This is a genomic window from Bradyrhizobium sp. C-145, assembly GCF_023375135.1.
GTDB classification, from domain to species: domain Bacteria; phylum Pseudomonadota; class Alphaproteobacteria; order Rhizobiales; family Xanthobacteraceae; genus Bradyrhizobium; species Bradyrhizobium zhanjiangense.
This window is the reverse complement of record NZ_CP088150.1, coordinates 7,473,829-7,491,540: the sequence shown is the minus strand read 5'-3', so window position 1 is coordinate 7,491,540 and position 17,712 is coordinate 7,473,829. Positions and strand designations below refer to the sequence as shown.

Sequence of the window (17,712 nt, the reverse complement as noted above, 5' to 3'; positions counted from 1 at the left end):
TGGAACACCATGAAGCTGCGCGAACTGCTAGGCAATGATGCCGCAATCGAGCCCACTGCCGCGGCGCTCGATGTGAGCGGTCTTGCGCTCGACAGCCGGCAGGTCGGGCCGGGCGATCTCTTCTTCGCACTTGCGGGCAGCAAGACCGACGGCACGCGCTTCATCGATGCTGCGGTCGGCGCAGGTGCGGTGGCCGTCGTCGGCGACCATGCGCCTGACGGCAGCAAAGTGCCGTTCGTCACGGTCGCCAATCCACGCCGTGCGCTGGCGCTGGCCGCGGCAAGATTCTTTCCTGCACAGCCCGCGACGATTGCCGCGGTGACCGGCACCAGCGGCAAGACCTCGGTCGCAGCCTTCACGCGCCAGATCTGGGAGCGGCTGGGGCATGCGTCCGCCAGCATCGGCACCATCGGCCTCGTCTCGCCCAAGCGCACCGTCTACGGCTCGCTGACGACGCCGGATCCGATCGCACTGCACCGGCAGATCGACGAGATCGCGCGCGACGGCGTGACGCATCTCGCCTTCGAGGCGTCCTCGCACGGGCTCGACCAGTACCGCCTCGACGGCGTGCGCGTCTGCGCCGGCGGCTTCACCAATCTCTCGCGCGACCACATGGACTATCATCCGACCGTCGCACACTATCTCGCGGCCAAGATCCGTCTGTTCCGCGAGCTGGTCCCGCCTGACGGAGCAGCGGTGATCTCGGCCGATCATGATTGTTCAGTGGACGTCATCGACGCGGCGAAGGCGCGCGGTCTGCGCGTGATGGCGGTCGGCCGCAACGGCGACGGCGCAGGCGAGGGCATTCGTCTCGCCGATGCGGAGGTCGAGGGCTTTTCGCAAGCGCTCGCGCTCGAGCATCGCGGCAAGCGTTACGCGGTCCGTCTCCCGCTGGTCGGCGAGTTTCAGATCGAGAACGCGCTGGTGTCGGCCGGCCTTGCCATCGGCACCGGCAGCGATGCGGCAAACGTGTTCGCGAGCCTCGAACATCTCGAAGGCGCCAAGGGCCGGCTCGAGCGCGTCGGCGAGCGCAACGGCGCGCCGATCTTCGTCGACTACGCGCATAAACCCGATGCGCTGGCGAAGGCTTTGCAGGCGCTCCGTCCCTACGCCAGGCGCAGGCTGGTCGTCGTGTTCGGCGCCGGTGGCGATCGCGATGCCGGCAAGCGGCCGATCATGGGCGAGATCGCGGCCGAGAATGCCGACGGCGTCATCGTCACCGACGACAATCCGCGCAGCGAGAAGCCGGAGGCGATCCGTGCCGCGATCCTCGCCACCGCGAAGGGCGCTCGCGAAATCGGCGACCGCGCTGAGGCCATTCGCGTCGCGATCGAGGACTTGCAGGAGGGCGATGCGCTCCTCATCGCCGGCAAGGGCCACGAGACCGGGCAGATCGTCGGCGGCGAGATCTTGCCCTTCAGTGATCACGAGGCGGTCGCCGCCGCACTAGCATCGAGGGTTGCATGAGCGCGCCGATATGGACGGTTGCCGAGGTGGCGCGCGCGCTGGGTGTCGGCGGATCATTCCCGGATACGCCGATCGATTTCGTCACCCAGGACAGCCGCCTGGTGAAACCGGGCAGCCTGTTCGTCGCGCTGAGCGGCACGCCAAGCGGTGGCTTCGTCTCCGCCTTCGCCAGCGCGCGTGACGGCTGGGAGTTCGCGAACAAGGCGGAGGCCTCCGGAGCGGTCGCGATGATCGTGCCGCACGAGATCGCGGGCATCCGCATTCCCCAGATCGTCGTGAAGGACACACTGATCGACGGCCTGTGGGGCCTTGCGCGCGCCGCGCGCGCGCGTTTTGGCGGTCCAGTGATCGGGCTCACCGGCAGCGCCGGCAAGACCAGCACCAAGGAGTTTCTGGCCGCTTACCCCAACGCCTATGCCAGCCCGTCGAGCTTCAACAATTTCTGGGGCGTGCCGCTGACGCTGTGCAACGCCAGGCCGGACGCCAGCCTCTGGGTCGTCGAGATGGGCATGAACCAGCCCGGCGAAATCGCGCGGCTCAGCGAATTGACGCGGCCGACCGTCGCGCTCGTCGTCAACGTCCAGCCGGTGCATCTGGAAAAGCTCGGCTCACTCGAAGCTATCAGGCGCGAGAAAGTATCGATCGCGCTCGGCCTGCCCGAGGACGGCGTGCTGGTGCTGCCCGCCGGGATCAAGGCGCCGGATTGGAAAGGCACGGTGGTGCGCTTCGGCGAGCATGCCGAGGTGCACGAGATCGCGCACGCCCCGCATGGCGAGAGCTGGCAGGTCGTGGCCAAGCTCGGCAAGAAGGAGATCGCCTTCAGCCTCACGCCGGGCGCGCCGCACCGCGTACAGAATGCGCTGGCCGCGCTCGCCGCGATCCGTGCGGCGAACCTCGATGCGGCAACGCTCGCGATCAAGCTCGACCGGGTCGGCATCATGACCGGCCGCGGCGTCGAGCAGGCGGTCGGCGGCATCACCGTGATCGACGACAGTTTCAACGGCAATCCGGCCAGCGTCGCTGCTGCGCTGCAAAGCCTTCAGGCGCGCAACATGTCTGGCGGGCGCCGCATTGCGGTGCTCGGCGACATGCTGGAGCTGGGTGCTGACGCACCAAGCTACCATACCGGCCTTGCCAAGCATCTCGAAGGTATCGACGGCGTCTATTGCGTCGGGCCCCTGATGCGCCACCTCTTCGACGTGCTGCCGTCAAGCAAGGGGCTCGGCTGGCACGACGATCCCGTCACGCTGAAGCCGGACGAGGTTGCGCGCCTGCTGAAGGCAGGCGACGTCGTGGTTGTCAAGGGCAGCAAGAAGATGTTCTGGGTCAACAAGTTTGTGCCGGGCCTGGTGGCCGCCTTGCAGGCAAAGGCGTAAACTGCTTGGAAGGCGCTGTTCCCGAATCCCCCTTTTGCGGCACGAAGCCGTCCGTTTCCCCAGAGGTCGCGTCCGACCCGATGATGAAGACCAGCGAATGCGCGTGAGGCACGTTGAGGCCAAAGATAAAGGCCGAGAACAAGGCCAAGGCTGCGCGTGCAAAGGCGCCATAGGACCGTCTGAATGTTTTACTGGCTGATCGAGCTCTCCAACACATTTCCGGGCTTCGGTGCAATTCGCACGGTCCTGAACGTCTTCCGCTACATCACTTTCCGCACCGGCGGCGCCGTCGTCACCGGCGCGCTGTTCGTGTTCCTGTTCGGACCCTGGATCATCGATCATTTGCGCATCCGTCAGGGCAAGGGCCAGCCGATCCGCACCGACGGTCCGCAATCGCATCTCGCCAAGAAGGGCACGCCCACCATGGGTGGGCTGATGATCCTGTCCGGCCTCACCGTCGGTACGGTGCTGTGGGCCAACCCGCTCAACCCCTATGTCTGGATCGTGCTCGCAGTGACGCTCGGCTTCGGCTTCGTCGGCTTCTATGACGATTACCTCAAGGTCACCAAGCAGACCACGACCGGATTCGGCAGCAAGCTTCGCCTGCTGATCGAGGCGGCGATCGCGCTGGTCGCCTGCTACGCGCTGGTGCGGCTGAACCGCGATCCCGCGTCCACTGCGCTGACGATTCCGTTCCTGAAGGACACGGTGCTGCATTTCGGCTGGTTCTTCGTCATCTTCGGCGCCTTCGTCATCGTCGGCTCCGGCAACGCGGTGAACCTCACCGACGGTCTCGACGGCCTCGCCATCGTGCCGGTGATGATTGCGACCGCGAGCTTTGCGATGATCGCTTATCTCGCCGGCAACGCCGTGTTCGCCGAATATCTCCAGATCAAATATGTCGCGGGCACCGGCGAACTCGCCGTGCTCTGCGGCGCGCTATTGGGCGCCGGCCTCGGCTTCCTCTGGTTCAACGCGCCGCCGGCCTCGATCTTCATGGGCGACACCGGCTCGCTCGCGCTCGGCGGCATGCTGGGCGCGATCGCGGTCGCGGTGAAGCACGAGATCGTGCTCGCGGTGATCGGCGGCCTATTCGTGCTGGAGGCGGTCTCCGTCATCGTGCAGGTGGTGTCGTTCAAGCTCACCGGAAAGCGCATCTTCCGCATGGCGCCGATCCATCATCATTTCGAGCAGCTCGGCTGGACCGAGCCGCAGATCGTGATCCGCTTCTGGATCATCTCGGTGATGCTGGCGCTCGCCGGCCTGTCGACACTGAAGCTGCGGTGATCGATCGATGATCCCGGTCACGTCCTTTGCCGGCAAGACTGTCGCTGTGTTCGGCCTCGGCGGTTCGGGGCTCGCCTCCTGCCATGCGTTGAAAGCCGGTGGCGCCGAGGTGATCGCCGCCGACGACAATGCCGAGAACGTCGCCAAGGCGGCGCAGGCCGGTTTCGTCACCGCGGATTTGCGCAACATCTCCTGGGCGAATTTTGCCGCGCTCGTGCTGGCGCCCGGCGTGCCGCTGACCCATCCGGTGCCGCACTGGAGCGTGCTGAAGGCCCGCGAGGCTGGCGTCGAAGTGATCGGCGACATCGAGCTGTTCTGCCGCGAGCGGCGGCGCCATGCACCGGATGCGCCATTCGTCGCCATCACCGGCACCAATGGCAAGTCGACCACGACGGCACTGATTGCGCATCTGACGAAAGTCGCCGGCTACGACACCCAGATGGGCGGCAATATTGGCACCGCGATCCTGTCGCTGGAGCCGCCGCGCATGGGTCGCGTCCACGTCATCGAGATGTCGTCCTACCAGATCGACCTCACGCCCTCGCTCGATCCCTCCGTCGGCATCCTGCTCAACGTCAGCGAGGACCACATCGACCGCCACGGCACGGTTGCGCATTACGCCGCGGTGAAGGAGCGTCTTGTTGCGGGCGTGCAGGACGGCGGCACCTCGATCGTTGGCGTCGATGACGGTTTTTGCCGTGACATCGCCGACCGGCTCGACCGCGCTGGCAAGAACGTGGTGCGCATCTCCGTCAAGAATCCGCTGGCCACCGGGATTTACGTCGAGCACGGCAACATCGTGCGCACCTCGGGCGGTGCGCGCAGCGAGATTGCCGCGCTCGGCGGCATCGGCTCGCTGCGCGGCCAGCACAATGCGCAGAACGCGGCCTGCGCCGCCGCTGCCGCGCTTGCGATGGGCATCGGCCTCGACGTGCTGCAGAACGGCCTGCGCAGCTTTCCGGGCCTCGCGCACCGCATGGAGCAGGTCGGCCGCCGCGGCAACGTGCTGTTCGTCAACGATTCCAAGGGCACCAACGCGGATGCGACCGCGCATGCGTTGTCGTCCTTTGCGGATATCTTCTGGATTGCTGGCGGCAAGCCGAAGGCCGGCGGCATCACCAGCTTAACCTCCTTCTTCCCGCGCATTCGCAAGGCCTATCTGATCGGCGAGGCCGCACAGGAGTTTTCGGGAACGCTAGGCAGCGAGGTTGCGCACGAGATCAGCCAGACGCTGGACGTTGCCGTCGAACACGCCGCGCGCGACGCAGAAGCCTCAGGGCTCACCGACGCCGTCGTGCTGCTGTCGCCGGCCTGCGCCTCGTTCGACCAGTACCGCAACTTCGAGATCCGCGGCACCAAGTTCCGCGAGCTGGTGCAGGCGCTGCCGGGTGTGAAGCCGGTGGTGTAGGGAACACGTGCGTCACACTCCACTGTCGACGCCCGGCTAGACCGGGCGATCCAGTATCCCAGAGACGGTGCTTTAGCCGAGGTGCCGCGGCGTACTGGATGCCCCGCCTTCGCGGGGCATGACAGTGTGTTTTGTGGCGGCAGCGAAGATCATCTCCAAACGCCCCCACTTCCTTAACCCCCCGGTAACCAACCTCGGCGACCAATGGACGGACCTCTGTCCGAAAGCGGCCGCCCATGCTCTCCCGTGAAGAACGCACCCCCTTTTCCGAGTGGTGGTGGACCGTCGACAAGCCGCTGATGGGCGCCATCCTGGCGCTGATGCTGACCGGGGTGATCCTATCGCTGGCGGCGAGCCCGCCGGTTGCGACCCGTATCGGGCTCGATCCCTTCCATTTCTTCAGCCGCCACGTGATGTTCCTCCTCCCGTCCTGCCTGGTGCTGCTTGGCGTCTCGTTCCTCTCGCCGCGCGCGATCCGCCGCAGCGCGCTGATCATCTTCACGGTCAGCATCATCCTGATCGTGGTGACGCTCGCGATCGGTCCTGAGGTGAAGGGCTCGCGGCGCTGGATCACGCTGCTCGGCGTCAACATCCAGGCCTCCGAGATCGCAAAGCCGTCGTTCGTCGTCATCGCGGCCTGGCTGTTCGCAGAATCGACCAAGCGGCCGGAGATGCCGGCGACCTCGATGGCGCTGGTGCTGCTCTTGATGTTGGTCGCGCTGCTGGTGATGGAGCCGGACTTCGGCCAGACCATGCTGATCCTGATGGTGTGGGGCTCGCTGTTCTTCATCGCAGGGATGCGCATGATCTGGGTGTTCGGCCTTGCGGGCGCCGCCGCGGCCGGCCTGTTCAGTGCCTACCTTTTTGTTCCCCACGTAGCGGGCCGCATCAGGCGCTTCATGAACCCGGCCTCCGGCGACACCTTCCAGGTCGATACCGCCATGGAAGCCTTCTACAATGGCGGCTGGTTCGGCCTCGGACCGGGCGAGGGCATCGCCAAGCGCAGCCTGCCGGACAGCCACACCGATTTCGTGTTCGCTGTTGCTGCCGAAGAGTTCGGAATCATCCTGTGCCTGGCGATGCTGGCGCTGTTCGCCTTCGTCGTCATCCGCACGCTGTCGCGCGCCTATGCCAATGAGGACATGTTCTCGCGCTTTGCGGCCTCGGGCCTTGCGATCCTGTTCGGCGTGCAGGCGGCGATCAACATGTCGGTGAACCTGCAGCTCATCCCCGCCAAGGGCATGACGCTGCCGTTCATCTCCTATGGCGGCTCCTCGATCGTGTCGCTCGCCTATGGCGTCGGCATGATGCTGGCGCTGACACGGCTACGCCCGCGCACCGAAGTGGAAGCGAGCGGCCGCGCCGAGGCGATGCGGAGTTACGCGTAATTCGTCGTCATTGCGAGGAGCTCTTGCGACGAAGCAATCCAGACTGTCTCCGCGGAGGTAGTCTGGATTGGTTCGCTTCGCTCGCAATGACGAGAAAGACCTTGTAAAAGCCTCCGTCATGGACACGTCCCCCCTGATTCTTCTCGCCGCGGGCGGCACCGGCGGCCATCTGTTCCCGGCCGAGGCGCTCGGCGTCGAATTGATCCGGCGCGGCTTTCGCGTCCGCCTCGTCACCGACGAGCGCGCGCTGCGCTATAGCGGGCTGTTCAGCAAGGACATGATCGACGTCGTCTCGAGCGAGACTGCGCGCGGCCGCAATCCGTTCCAGCTTGCCTATGCCGGCCTCACGCTCGCCGTCGGCACGCTCTCTGCCTACGCTCTGATCAAGCGATTGAAGCCTGTCGCTGTCGTCGGTTTCGGCGGCTATCCGACGCTGCCGCCGCTGGTCGCGGCGAAATTCGCCGGCGTGCCCGGGATCATCCACGATGCCAACGCCGTGCTCGGCCGCGCCAACCGGTTCCTGTCGAGCCGTGTCCGCGCCATCGCGACGTCCTTGCCCGGCGTGCTCGACCGCGATCCGGCGCTATCGGCTAAGACCACGACCGTCGGCACGCCGATGCGGCCGGCGATCCTCGCGGCCGCTGCGGTAAAATATATCACGCCTGAAGTGAACGGTCCGCTCCGCTTGCTCGTCGTCGGCGGCAGTCAGGGCGCGCGCATCATGGCCGATATCGTGCCGGGCGCGATCGAGCGGCTCGAGCCTGCGCTGTGGAGCCGCCTCGTCCTGACCCAGCAGGTGCGCGAAGAGGATATGAGCCGCGTGCGCGCGGTCTACGACAAGCTCAAGATCAGGGTCGAGCTCGCACCCTTCTTCACGGATTTGCCGGCGCGGCTTGCTTCCAACCATCTGGTGGTGTCACGTTCCGGCGCGGGCACGGTCGCCGAGCTTGCCGCGATCGGGCGGCCCTCGATCCTGGTGCCGCTGCCGGGCTCGATCGACCAGGATCAATTCGCCAATGCCGGCGTGCTGGTCAAGGTCGATGGCGCCATCCGCATCCCGCAGACCGAGTTCAGCTCGGAGCGCCTTGCCGCCGAAATCTCCACCTTCGCCGCCGAGCCGGCGCGTCTTGCCGCCATGGCCGAAGCCGCCCGCGGCGCCGGCCGGCTCGACGCGGCCGAGCGGCTGGCGGATCTCGTGGTCAAAGTCGCGGGAATCTGACGCGAAAAAGCCCTTGTCATCGCCTTCTAAAGCGGGGCATCCAGTAGGAAAGGCGCGCGGCTGATTTGGCCGTGACCTTCGCCAGATGCCGCCTTCGGGGGCGGCGAGGTCAGGGAACAGAGTATGAGACTGCCGCGCGAGATCGGACCCATCCACTTCGTCGGAATCGGCGGAATCGGCATGAGCGGCATCGCTGAGGTGCTGGTCAATCTCGGCTATGCCGTGCAGGGTTCCGACGCCGCCGACAATTACAATCTCGACCGGCTGCGCAAGAAGGGCGCGAAGGTCTCGGTCGGCCACAAGGCGGAGAACGTCGACGGCGCCGAGGTCGTTGTGGTCTCTACCGCGATCAAGCGCGACAATCCGGAATTGATGGCGGCGCGCGAACGGCGCATTCCCGTGGTGCGTCGCGCCGAGATGCTGGCCGAGCTGATGCGGCTGAAGAGCTGCGTCGCGATTGCCGGCACCCACGGCAAGACCACGACGACCACGATGGTCGCAACGTTGCTCGATGCCGGCGGGCTCGATCCGACCGTGATCAACGGCGGCATCATCAACGCCTACGGCTCCAACGCGCGGCTCGGCGCCGGCGACTGGATGGTGGTGGAAGCCGACGAGAGTGACGGTACGTTCCTGAAGCTGCCGACCGATGTCGCGATCGTCACCAATGTCGACCCCGAGCATCTCGATCATTTCAAGACCTTCGATGCCGTGCAGGATGCGTTCCGCCATTTCGTCGAGAATCTGCCGTTCTACGGCTTCGCCGTGATGTGCATCGATCATCCCGTGGTGCAGAGCCTCGTCGGCAAGATCGAGGATCGTCGCATCATCACTTACGGCGAGAATCCGCAGGCGGACGCGCGGCTGGTCGACCTCACGGCGGGCGGCGGTGGCTCGAAGTTCAAGGTCGTCATCCGCGATCGCAAGAGTGGGGCTGTGCACGAGATCGCCGACCTCGCGCTGCCGATGCCGGGCCGGCACAACGCCTCGAATGCGACGGCAGCAATCGCAGTTGCGCACACGCTCGGTGTTTCCGACGACAAGATCCGCGGCGCCATCGCAGGCTTCGGCGGCGTCAAGCGGCGCTTCACCAAGACCGGCGAGTGGAACGGCGTGACCATCATCGACGATTACGGCCACCACCCCGTCGAGATCGCGGCCGTGCTGAAAGCGGCGCGCGATTCCTACACCGGCAAGGTGATCGCCGTGGTGCAGCCGCATCGCTACACGCGCCTGCAATCGCTGTTCGAGGAATTCTGCACCTGCTTCAACGATGCGGACGCGGTGATCGTCGCCGAAGTCTATGCCGCCGGCGAAGTGCCGATCGCGGGCGTCGATCGCGATCATTTCGTCGCGGGCCTGCGCGCCCACGGCCATCGCGAGGTGATCCCGCTGCCGGCGGCTTCGGCGCTCGCGGGCATCGTCAAGGGATTGGCGAAGCCAGGTGATCTCGTCGTGTGCCTGGGGGCCGGCAACATCACGCAATGGGCGTACGCGTTGCCGGACGAATTGAAGGCGCTGGGGTAGGGCGGTGAGCTTCCCCGACATCATCCCTTCGCTCAAAGCCGCGATGCCTGATCTTCGCGGTCGGCTGCTCGCCAACCAGTCGCTCGCCGAGCTCACCTGGTTTCGCGTCGGCGGTCCGGCACAGGTGCTGTTCACCCCGGCTGACGAAGACGACCTCGCCTACTTCCTCGCGCATCTCGCGTCCGACATTCCCGTCTATGTCGTCGGCGTCGGCTCCAACCTCATCGTGCGCGACGGCGGCATTGCGGGCGTGGTGATTCGTCTCGCACCGCGCGCCTTCGGCGAGACGAGCGCGAGCGGCGATGTCGTCACCGCGGGCGCGGCGGCGCTCGACAAGCGCGTGGCGGAAGTTGCGGTGTCCGCCAATATCGGCGGGCTCGAATTCTATTTCGGCATTCCCGGCACGATCGGCGGCGCGCTGCGCATGAACGCGGGCGCCAATGGCGGGGAGACCAAGGACGTCCTGATCGAGGCGAGGGGCGTCGGGCGCGACGGCGGCAAGCACGTGTTCTCCAACGCCGACATGAAGTTCGTCTACCGCAACAGCGGCGTCGATCCCTCCATCATCTTCACCTCCGCGCGCTTTCGCGGCGAGATCAGGGATAGTGATGCGATCCGCGCGCGCATGGCAGAGGTGCAAACCCATCGCGAGACCGCGCAGCCGATCCGCGAGAAGACCGGCGGCTCGACCTTCAAGAACCCGCCCGGCCATTCCGCCTGGAAGCTGATTGATGCTGCCGGCTGCCGCGGCCTGCGCGTCGGCGGCGCTCAGGTCTCGGAGATGCACTGCAATTTCCTGATCAACACGGGCGAGGCCACCGCGCACGATATCGAGACGCTGGGCGAGACGGTGCGCGAACGGGTGAAGGCCAATTCTGGAATTGAGCTACACTGGGAAATCAAGCGGATCGGGGTTTCATGAACACCGTCATTCCGGGGCTCGCGAAGCGAGAGCTACGATGCGCAATTGCGCATCGGAGAATCCATCGGGCGGCGGTGTTCGTGGATGAATGGATTCCGGGTTCGCGACTTCGTCGCGCCTCGGAATGACGAATTGGAGAGATTGCGAACTATGAACATGCGCATCACCATCCTCTTCGGCGGCTCCAACCGCGAACGTCTGGTTTCGGTCGCCTCAGCCCAGGCGCTGCATCAGGCGCTGCCCGAGGCCGATCTGTGGTGGTGGGACGTCGAGGACAAGGTGCATGTCGTGCAGTCGAAACAACTGCTCGAACATGCCCGTCCGTTCGAGGACGAGTTCAAGCCCGGCACGCGTGGCATTCCGCTGGCGCAGGCGCTCGACCAGGCCAAGGCGGAAGGCCGGGTGCTGGTGCTCGGCCTGCATGGCGGGCGCGCCGAGAACGGCGAATTGCAGGTGATGTGCGAGGCGCGCGGCGTGGCCTTCACCGGATCGGGCTCGGCCTCCTCGCATCTCGCCTTTGACAAGATCGCGGCCAAGCACTTCGCTGCGCTCGGCGGCGTGACGCCGCCGGCAAACGTCGCGCTCGACAACATTGACGAGGCTTTCGCCGAATATGGTCGGCTGATCGCAAAGCCGGCGCGGGACGGATCAAGCTACGGCCTTATCTTCGTCAACGCCAAGCAGGATCTCGTCGCCGTCCGCAACGCGGCGAAGCACGAGGAGTATGTCATCGAGCCCTACGTCGCCGGCGTCGAGGCGACCTGCGGCGTGCTGGAGCGCACCGATGGCTCGATCATCGCGCTGCCGCCGATCGAGATCATTCCGGGCGAGGGCAATTTCGACTACGCCGCAAAATATCTTTTGAAGTCGACCCAGGAGATCTGCCCCGGCCGTTTCGCACCCGAGATCACCGCCGCGCTGAAGGAGCAGGCGATGGCGGCGCATCGGGCGATGTCCTGTGTCGGCTATTCCCGCTCGGACTTCATCGTCTCGGACAGGGGCCTCGTTTATCTCGAAACCAACACGCTCCCCGGGCTGACGAACTCTTCGCTCTACCCCAAGGCGCTGAAGGCCGAGGGCATCGCGTTCGTCGACTTCCTGCGTGGCCTGATCGAGCTCGCCGAGCAGCGGGCCCGGAAATAATTAGGACTGGTTAACGGCCGAAAGGCCGAAACGGTCCGATTTGGGGTCCAAAACCGGTAAAATGCCGGATATCGCGGCATAAACGCCAGATATCGCGGGGCAAAAAGCATCCCGCGTTAACGAATTTTACCTTTTGTTTACCAGGACGTCCGAAGGTTAACGCTGGCGGCGCATATGGCGCTTCGGCTGCCGGCGCGTGAGCTGTTTGCGGTGATGTCACCTCCAGCGAACGCTTTGAAGGGGAGAGGTTTTCTTCTGCTGAAGACCAGCACCCGGCCCGGCAAGTCCGAGACGTCATGTTCGCCAGGACCCGCGCGATGTCGCGGCCAAACTTGTTGACGAGCTCGTGCAATGGATGGTGCAGGAAGCCTCACCCGGTCGTTTCTGAGATCGCTGAGGCCCCAAGCTGACCTGAAGGCGGCCGCTATCGGAGCGGTCGTGCTTCTGCGCGAGTGGGTGCAGGACAAGCGCGCCGAGGCGCGCGCCGCCGCCAAGGACAAGGCCAAGACCAAGGCCAGGGCCGTCGTCGAGCGCGAACCACCGCCGCGCATGGTCGCGCTGGTCGAGCGCTATCTGCCGCGCCGGGTCGGGATCAGCATGACCGTGCTGCTCCTGATCGGAAGCTGCGGCTTCGGCATCGTCAAGGGCGGCCATCTCCAGGATTTCATCACCGCGGTCAACGACGCCCGCAATGCGCTGGCCAATTCCGCCGGCTTCCGCATCACCTCCGTCGTGATCAACGGCCGCAAGCAGCTCACCCAGGACGAGATCCTCGCGATCGGCGGCGTCAGCGGCCGCTCCTCGCTGCTGTTCCTCGACGCCGACGCGGTGCGCGACAAGCTCAAGGCCAATCCCTGGATTGCGGACGCGACCGTGCTGAAGCTGTATCCGGGCCAGCTTATGATCGAGCTCACCGAGCGCAAGGCATTCGCGCTGTGGCAGGAGGCCGGCCGGCTCTCCGTCATCGCCGATGACGGTGCCGTGCTCGAACCCTATGTCTCCCGCCGCTTCCTGTCGTTGCCGCTCGTGGTCGGCAAGGGCGCCGACACCCAGGCCCGCGATTTCCTCGCCCTGCTGGCGCGTTACCCGCAGGTCAATTCGGTGACGAAGGCCGCAATCTTCGTCGGCGAGCGGCGCTGGAACCTGAGGCTCAAGGACGGCCTCGACATCCGCCTGCCCGAGCAGGATGTCGGCAACGCCCTTGCGATGCTGTCCAAGCTCGACAAGGACGATAGGCTGTTCTCCCGCGACATCGTCGCCGTCGACATGCGCCTGCCCGATCGTCTGGTGGTGCAGCTGTCCGACGACGCCGCCAAGGCGCGCGAGGAGCAGTTCAAGGATAAGAAGAAAAAGAAGGCCGGGGATTCCGCATGACCGGTCTCGATCGCACCCAGACGCCGAAGACACGCCCGATGCCGCACAAGCGCGGCGGCATCGTCGCCTGCCTCGATATCGGCACCAGCAAGATCGCCTGCATGATCGCGCGGCTGAAGCCGTCGCCGCCGAGCGATGCGTTGCGCGGCCGCACCCACGCAGTGGAATTGATCGGCTACAGCCAGATCCAGTCGCGCGGCATGAAAGCCGGCGCGGTGATCGATCTTACCGAATGTGAGCAGGCGGTGCGCCAGGCCGTCGGGCTCGCGGAGAAGATGGCCAAGGTGCGGGTCGAGTCCGTGCTGCTGTCCGTGTCCGGTGGCCGGCTCTCCGGCCAGCTGGTCGAGGCCGCCGCCGACATCCGCGGCGGCGCCGTGACTCAGGCGGACGTCAGCCGCGTCACCTCCACCGGCATGCGCCATGCCACCGGCGAAGGCCGCACCGTGCTGCACGCCCTGCCGGTCGGCTATACGCTCGATGGCGTCAAAGGCATCCGCGATCCCCGCGGCATGGTTGCGCACCAGTTCGGCGTCGACATGAACGTCGTCACCTGCGACGCCACCGTGGCACGGAACCTGATGCTGGCGGTGGAACGCTGCCACATCAATGTCGAAGCGATGGCCGCGAGCCCCTATGTGGCCGGCCTGTCGGTGCTGACCGACGACGAGGCCGATCTCGGCGCCGCCGTCGTCGAGATGGGTGCCGGCACCACCACGATCGCGGTCTATTCCGGCGGCCGTTTCGTGCATGCGGCCGGTTTTGCGGTCGGCGGGCAACACATCACGATGGATCTCGCGCGCGGACTCTCCGCGACCATTGCCGATGCCGAGCGAATCAAGACTTTATATGGGACCGTCATCACCGGCGGATCGGACTCGCGTGAGCTGATGTCTGTGCCGACAGCCGGTGACGAGCAGGATCTGCCGCAGATCGTCTCCCGCGCCACTATCGCGAACATCGTCAAGCACCGTGCCGAGGAAGTCTTCGAAATGGTTCGGGACAAGCTGAAGGATTCGCCCTTCGCCTCAGAGCCCAACGGCCGCGTCGTGCTCTCGGGCGGCGCCTCGCAGCTGACCGGCCTCGTCGAGCTCGGCACCCAGATTCTCGGCCGGCCCGTGCGGGTCGGACGTCCGCTCGGTTTCGGCCGGCTGCCCAACGAGGCGAAGAACGCCGCGTTCGCGGTGCCGGCCGGACTTCTCGTCTACCCGCAATATGTTCACCTCGAACATGTCGAACCGCGGCATACGCGGCAGCAGGTCAAGACAGGGACCGGCGGATATTTTGGAAGGGTCGGACGATGGCTACGCGAGGGCTTCTGATGACCGCTTTCCGCAATTGTCGATTTTCACCAACTCCCGCGGCCACCGGCCGGGGCGAACTCACGCGCGCGTGATCGAGAGGCAGCAACCATGACCATCAGCATCAATGTTCCTGATATTCACGAACTGAAGCCCCGGATCACCGTGTTCGGCGTCGGCGGCGCCGGCGGCAACGCCGTCAACAACATGATCACGGCGGGCCTCCAGGGCGTCGACTTCGTGGTCGCCAACACCGACGCGCAGGCGCTGACGATGTCGAAGGCGCAGCGCATCGTGCAGATGGGCACGGCGGTCACCCAAGGCCTCGGCGCCGGCTCGCAGCCGAATGTCGGCGCCGCGGCGGCGGAAGAGGTGATCGACGAGCTGCGCGACCATCTCTCCGGCGCCAACATGGTGTTCGTCACCGCCGGCATGGGCGGCGGCACCGGCACCGGCGCTGCACCCGTCATCGCCAAGACGGCGCGCGACATGGGCATCCTCACCGTCGGCGTCGTCACCAAGCCGTTCCACTTCGAGGGCGGCCGGCGCATGCGCACCGCTGAAGCCGGCATCAACGAGCTTCACAAGGTGGTCGACACCCTCCTGATCATCCCGAACCAGAACCTGTTCCGGGTCGCCAACGAGAAGACCACCTTCGCCGACGCCTTCGCGATGGCCGACCAGGTGCTCTATTCGGGCGTTGCCTGCATCACCGACCTGATGGTCAAGGAAGGCCTGATCAATCTCGACTTCGCCGACGTCCGCGCCGTCATGCGTGAGATGGGCAAGGCGATGATGGGCACCGGCGAAGCCTCCGGCGACAAGCGCGCGCTGACCGCCGCGGAAGCTGCGATCGCCAATCCGCTGATCGACGATAGCTCGATGAAGGGCGCCAAGGGCCTCCTCATTTCCATCACCGGCGGCAAGGACCTCACTTTGTTCGAGGTCGACGAAGCCGCGACCCGCATCCGCGAGGAAGTCGACCAGGACGCCAACATCATCGTCGGCGCGACCTTCGACGAAGCCCTCGACGGCCTGATCCGCGTCTCGGTCGTTGCCACCGGCATCGAGCAGGCTGCGATCGCCCGCAACAGCCAGGCGACCTCCGCTCCCGTCGCGAACCCGGCACCGCAGGCGCAGCAGGCTGCCGCTCCGGCCGCTGCTGCCGAGAGCCGCCTCGCCGACCTGACCGCGCGGCTCCGTGCCGACAATCAGCGTCTGGCCGAACGCGCCCAGAAGCTGGAGGGGCAGGTCCCGGCGGCCGCGCCGGCTCCGGCCGCTGCCGCGCCCCGTCCGAATGTCGAGCGTGCTGCGCTCGCCGCCATCGCCGCCGCCGTCGCGGACGTCCCGCAGGCGCCCGCGCCGATGCAGACCTACGGCGACGTCACCGTGCGCCCGATCGCGCAGAAGCCGACCCTGTTCCCGGAGCCCGAGCAGGCCCCGCTCGCCATGCAGGAGCCGATGACGCCGGAAACCTTCATCCCGCCGCAGGCCGAGCGTGCACCGGTCCGTGCGCCGCGGATGCCACGCATCGAGGAACTGCCGATGCCGGCCCAGGCCGAGCTTCGCCAGGCTCGCGGCGAGGTCGAGGAAGAGACCCCGCAGAAGACCCGCCTGTCGCTGCTCCAGCGTCTCGCCAATGTCGGCCTCGGCCGTCGCGACGAGGAGAGCGAAGCGCCGATCGCCGCCCGCACCGCCGGTCCCGCGATGCCGCCGCTGCCCGATCGCCGGCCGCAGAAGACCGTGGCGCAGCAGATCGCGCCCAGCGAGCCGGTATCGGAGTATGCCCGCCGGCCCGCGCCGCAGGGCCTGGACATGCATGGCCGCCCCGCGCCTGTTGCGCCGGCGCCACAGGGAGACGACCATCTTGATATCCCGGCCTTCCTACGGCGGCAGGCGACCTGAGGATTGTTACAACAAGGCAGGCGAAAAAAGGTCCCGGCAATAAGCTTGCCGGGACCTTTCCTTTGGTCCCGTGCATATCCGGGTTGCCCAGCCAAGCAACTGATTTTAAATCATTAATTACGCATTCGGTGGTTCAGTAAAACTGCCGATGACGACCCCAAACCTCGGCGCAATTTGGTTAAGCCTTGGCGCGAATACGGCAGGTTTGGGGTAACAATCGGTAAAAAAGCGTGAGTTGGCGCTGTTTGGGGCAGTCACTATGGTTTGCCGTGACTTGGGGATACGGATTCGCGGGACGTCGGCACTGACCGGCCAGGCGGGTCTCGTATAAGTCGCAGTGGTCGTAGTGGGGCGGTTCCTGATGAAATTTAGCCGGCAAACAACGCTTCGTGCGCAAGCCTCCGTGGCAGGCGTAGGCGTTCATTCCGGTCTTCCCGTCACTCTCACGCTTGGGCCTGCGCCTGTCGACGCAGGTTTTATTTTTGTCCGCACCGGGCTCGAGGGAAGTGACCGCGAAGTTCAGGCCACCGCCGAGCAGGTAATTGCGACCGACTTCGCCACCGTCCTCGGCGATCGCGACGGCCCGCTGGTCTCCACCGCTGAGCACGTGCTCGCTGCACTGCGGGGCATGGGTGTCGACAACGCCACGATCGAGATCGACGGGCCCGAAGTGCCGATCATGGACGGCAGCGCCGCCGCCTTCATTGCGGCGATCGACCAGGCCGGCATCGTCACCCAATCGGCCCAACGCCGCTTCATTCAGGTTTTGAAGCCGATCTCGGTCAAGATCGGCGATTCCTTCGGCGAGATCAGGCCCTACGCCAATGGGTTCCGCGCTGAGGTCGAAATCGACTTCACCAACCCCGTCATCGGCCAGCAGAGCTACGCCTTCGACCTCAGCGCCGAGCGTTTCCGCCGCGAAGTCGGCCGCGCCCGGACTTTCGGCCTGATGGGCGATGTCGCGCGGCTCTGGAGCGCGGGTTATGCCCTCGGTGCCTCCTTCGACAACACCGTCGTGTTCGACGATGAGCGGCTGCTCAACACTGAGGGCCTGCGCTACGCCGACGAATGTGCCCGCCACAAGGTGCTGGACGTGATCGGCGACCTCGCGCTGGCCGGCCTGCCGCTGCTCGGCGCATACCGCTCGGTGCGTGGCGGCCACAAGCTCAACCACGCCGTCCTGACCGCGCTGCTGGCCGACCGTACCGCTTGGCGGGTGGTCGAGGGCGAAGCGGCCCGCCGCACCACGCGTCCCCAGGGCGACGTTGGTCGCGGCATCGTCGGTGGCCGGATCGCTGCGGCCTACGGGCCGGACGTGTCCTGACGGACCTGTTGTCGCAGGTACGGGTTGCAACTGACCCCGGGAAATTCCTGGTAACCATGATCGACTAGCATTGC

The 17,712-nt window shown here is 65.9% G+C and carries 13 protein-coding genes; all 13 read left to right on the top strand.

Annotated elements, in window-relative coordinates; genetic code table 11:
* The first annotated feature begins 9 nt into the window (after positions 1–9).
* The 13 genes from LRP30_RS35190 (at position 10) to lpxC (ending at position 17,638) form a co-directional block, all read left to right on the top strand.
* Positions 10–1,467, top strand: a complete 1,458-nt coding sequence (locus tag LRP30_RS35190) for a UDP-N-acetylmuramoyl-L-alanyl-D-glutamate--2,6-diaminopimelate ligase (protein WP_249757792.1) — start codon at positions 10–12, stop codon at positions 1,465–1,467.
* On the top strand, positions 1,464–2,843 hold the full coding sequence (gene murF, locus LRP30_RS35185) for a UDP-N-acetylmuramoyl-tripeptide--D-alanyl-D-alanine ligase (protein ID WP_249757791.1): 1,380 nt from the start codon (positions 1,464–1,466) through the stop codon (positions 2,841–2,843). The genes LRP30_RS35190 and murF overlap by 4 nt, the downstream gene beginning before the upstream one ends.
* Positions 2,844–3,026: 183 nt before the next feature.
* Positions 3,027–4,130 (top strand): phospho-N-acetylmuramoyl-pentapeptide-transferase, encoded by a 1,104-nt coding sequence (gene mraY, locus LRP30_RS35180; RefSeq protein ID WP_122401968.1) that lies wholly within the window; start codon positions 3,027–3,029, stop codon positions 4,128–4,130.
* 7 nt (positions 4,131–4,137) lie between these two features.
* Complete coding sequence (gene murD, locus LRP30_RS35175; protein ID WP_249757790.1) at positions 4,138–5,538, top strand: UDP-N-acetylmuramoyl-L-alanine--D-glutamate ligase; 1,401 nt, start codon at positions 4,138–4,140, stop codon at positions 5,536–5,538.
* Positions 5,539–5,774: 236 nt separating this feature from the next.
* Positions 5,775–6,926 carry a putative lipid II flippase FtsW gene (ftsW, locus tag LRP30_RS35170; protein WP_128936032.1) on the top strand — a complete coding sequence of 384 codons (1,152 nt, stop codon included), beginning with the start codon at positions 5,775–5,777 and terminating at the stop codon, positions 6,924–6,926.
* Positions 6,927–7,044: 118 nt separating this feature from the next.
* Entirely contained in the window at positions 7,045–8,145 is a 1,101-nt protein-coding gene (murG, locus tag LRP30_RS35165) for an undecaprenyldiphospho-muramoylpentapeptide beta-N-acetylglucosaminyltransferase (RefSeq protein WP_249757789.1), read from the top strand.
* Positions 8,146–8,268: 123 nt separating this feature from the next.
* Positions 8,269–9,672, top strand: a complete 1,404-nt coding sequence (murC, locus tag LRP30_RS35160; RefSeq protein ID WP_249757788.1) for a UDP-N-acetylmuramate--L-alanine ligase — start codon at positions 8,269–8,271, stop codon at positions 9,670–9,672.
* Positions 9,673–9,676: 4 nt separating this feature from the next.
* A complete protein-coding gene (murB, locus tag LRP30_RS35155; protein WP_249757787.1) occupies positions 9,677–10,594 on the top strand; it encodes a UDP-N-acetylmuramate dehydrogenase in 918 nt (305 codons plus the stop codon).
* Positions 10,595–10,750: 156 nt separating this feature from the next.
* Positions 10,751–11,737, top strand: coding sequence for a D-alanine--D-alanine ligase (locus tag LRP30_RS35150; protein WP_249761905.1), 987 nt, complete (start codon positions 10,751–10,753; stop codon positions 11,735–11,737).
* A 351-nt stretch (positions 11,738–12,088) separates the two neighbouring features.
* Entirely contained in the window at positions 12,089–13,111 is a 1,023-nt protein-coding gene (locus tag LRP30_RS35145) for a cell division protein FtsQ/DivIB (RefSeq protein ID WP_128936027.1), read from the top strand.
* A complete protein-coding gene (ftsA, locus tag LRP30_RS35140; RefSeq protein ID WP_249757786.1) occupies positions 13,108–14,430 on the top strand; it encodes a cell division protein FtsA in 1,323 nt (440 codons plus the stop codon). Before LRP30_RS35145 ends, ftsA begins: the two co-directional genes overlap by 4 nt.
* Positions 14,431–14,520: 90 nt before the next feature.
* On the top strand, positions 14,521–16,314 hold the full coding sequence (gene ftsZ, locus LRP30_RS35135; protein ID WP_128936025.1) for a cell division protein FtsZ: 1,794 nt from the start codon (positions 14,521–14,523) through the stop codon (positions 16,312–16,314).
* 361 nt (positions 16,315–16,675) lie between these two features.
* The gene (lpxC, locus tag LRP30_RS35130; protein WP_128936024.1) at positions 16,676–17,638 is read left to right on the top strand and encodes a UDP-3-O-acyl-N-acetylglucosamine deacetylase; all 963 of its coding nucleotides are present in this window, start codon (positions 16,676–16,678) and stop codon (positions 17,636–17,638) included.
* Positions 17,639–17,712 lie beyond the last annotated feature (74 nt).

Coding starts and splice junctions, on each gene's coding strand:
- LRP30_RS35145 (WP_128936027.1), top strand. CDS start 12,089: ATGGATGGTGCAGGAAGCCTCACCCGGTCGTTTCTGAGATCGCTGAGG.
- ftsZ (WP_128936025.1), top strand. CDS start 14,521: ATGACCATCAGCATCAATGTTCCTGATATTCACGAACTGAAGCCCCGG.
- ftsW (WP_128936032.1), top strand. CDS start 5,775: ATGCTCTCCCGTGAAGAACGCACCCCCTTTTCCGAGTGGTGGTGGACC.
- murF (WP_249757791.1), top strand. CDS start 1,464: ATGAGCGCGCCGATATGGACGGTTGCCGAGGTGGCGCGCGCGCTGGGT.
- ftsA (WP_249757786.1), top strand. CDS start 13,108: ATGACCGGTCTCGATCGCACCCAGACGCCGAAGACACGCCCGATGCCG.
- LRP30_RS35190 (WP_249757792.1), top strand. CDS start 10: ATGAAGCTGCGCGAACTGCTAGGCAATGATGCCGCAATCGAGCCCACT.
- murG (WP_249757789.1), top strand. CDS start 7,045: ATGGACACGTCCCCCCTGATTCTTCTCGCCGCGGGCGGCACCGGCGGC.
- mraY (WP_122401968.1), top strand. CDS start 3,027: ATGTTTTACTGGCTGATCGAGCTCTCCAACACATTTCCGGGCTTCGGT.
- murC (WP_249757788.1), top strand. CDS start 8,269: ATGAGACTGCCGCGCGAGATCGGACCCATCCACTTCGTCGGAATCGGC.
- LRP30_RS35150 (WP_249761905.1), top strand. CDS start 10,751: ATGCGCATCACCATCCTCTTCGGCGGCTCCAACCGCGAACGTCTGGTT.
- lpxC (WP_128936024.1), top strand. CDS start 16,676: ATGAAATTTAGCCGGCAAACAACGCTTCGTGCGCAAGCCTCCGTGGCA.
- murD (WP_249757790.1), top strand. CDS start 4,138: ATGATCCCGGTCACGTCCTTTGCCGGCAAGACTGTCGCTGTGTTCGGC.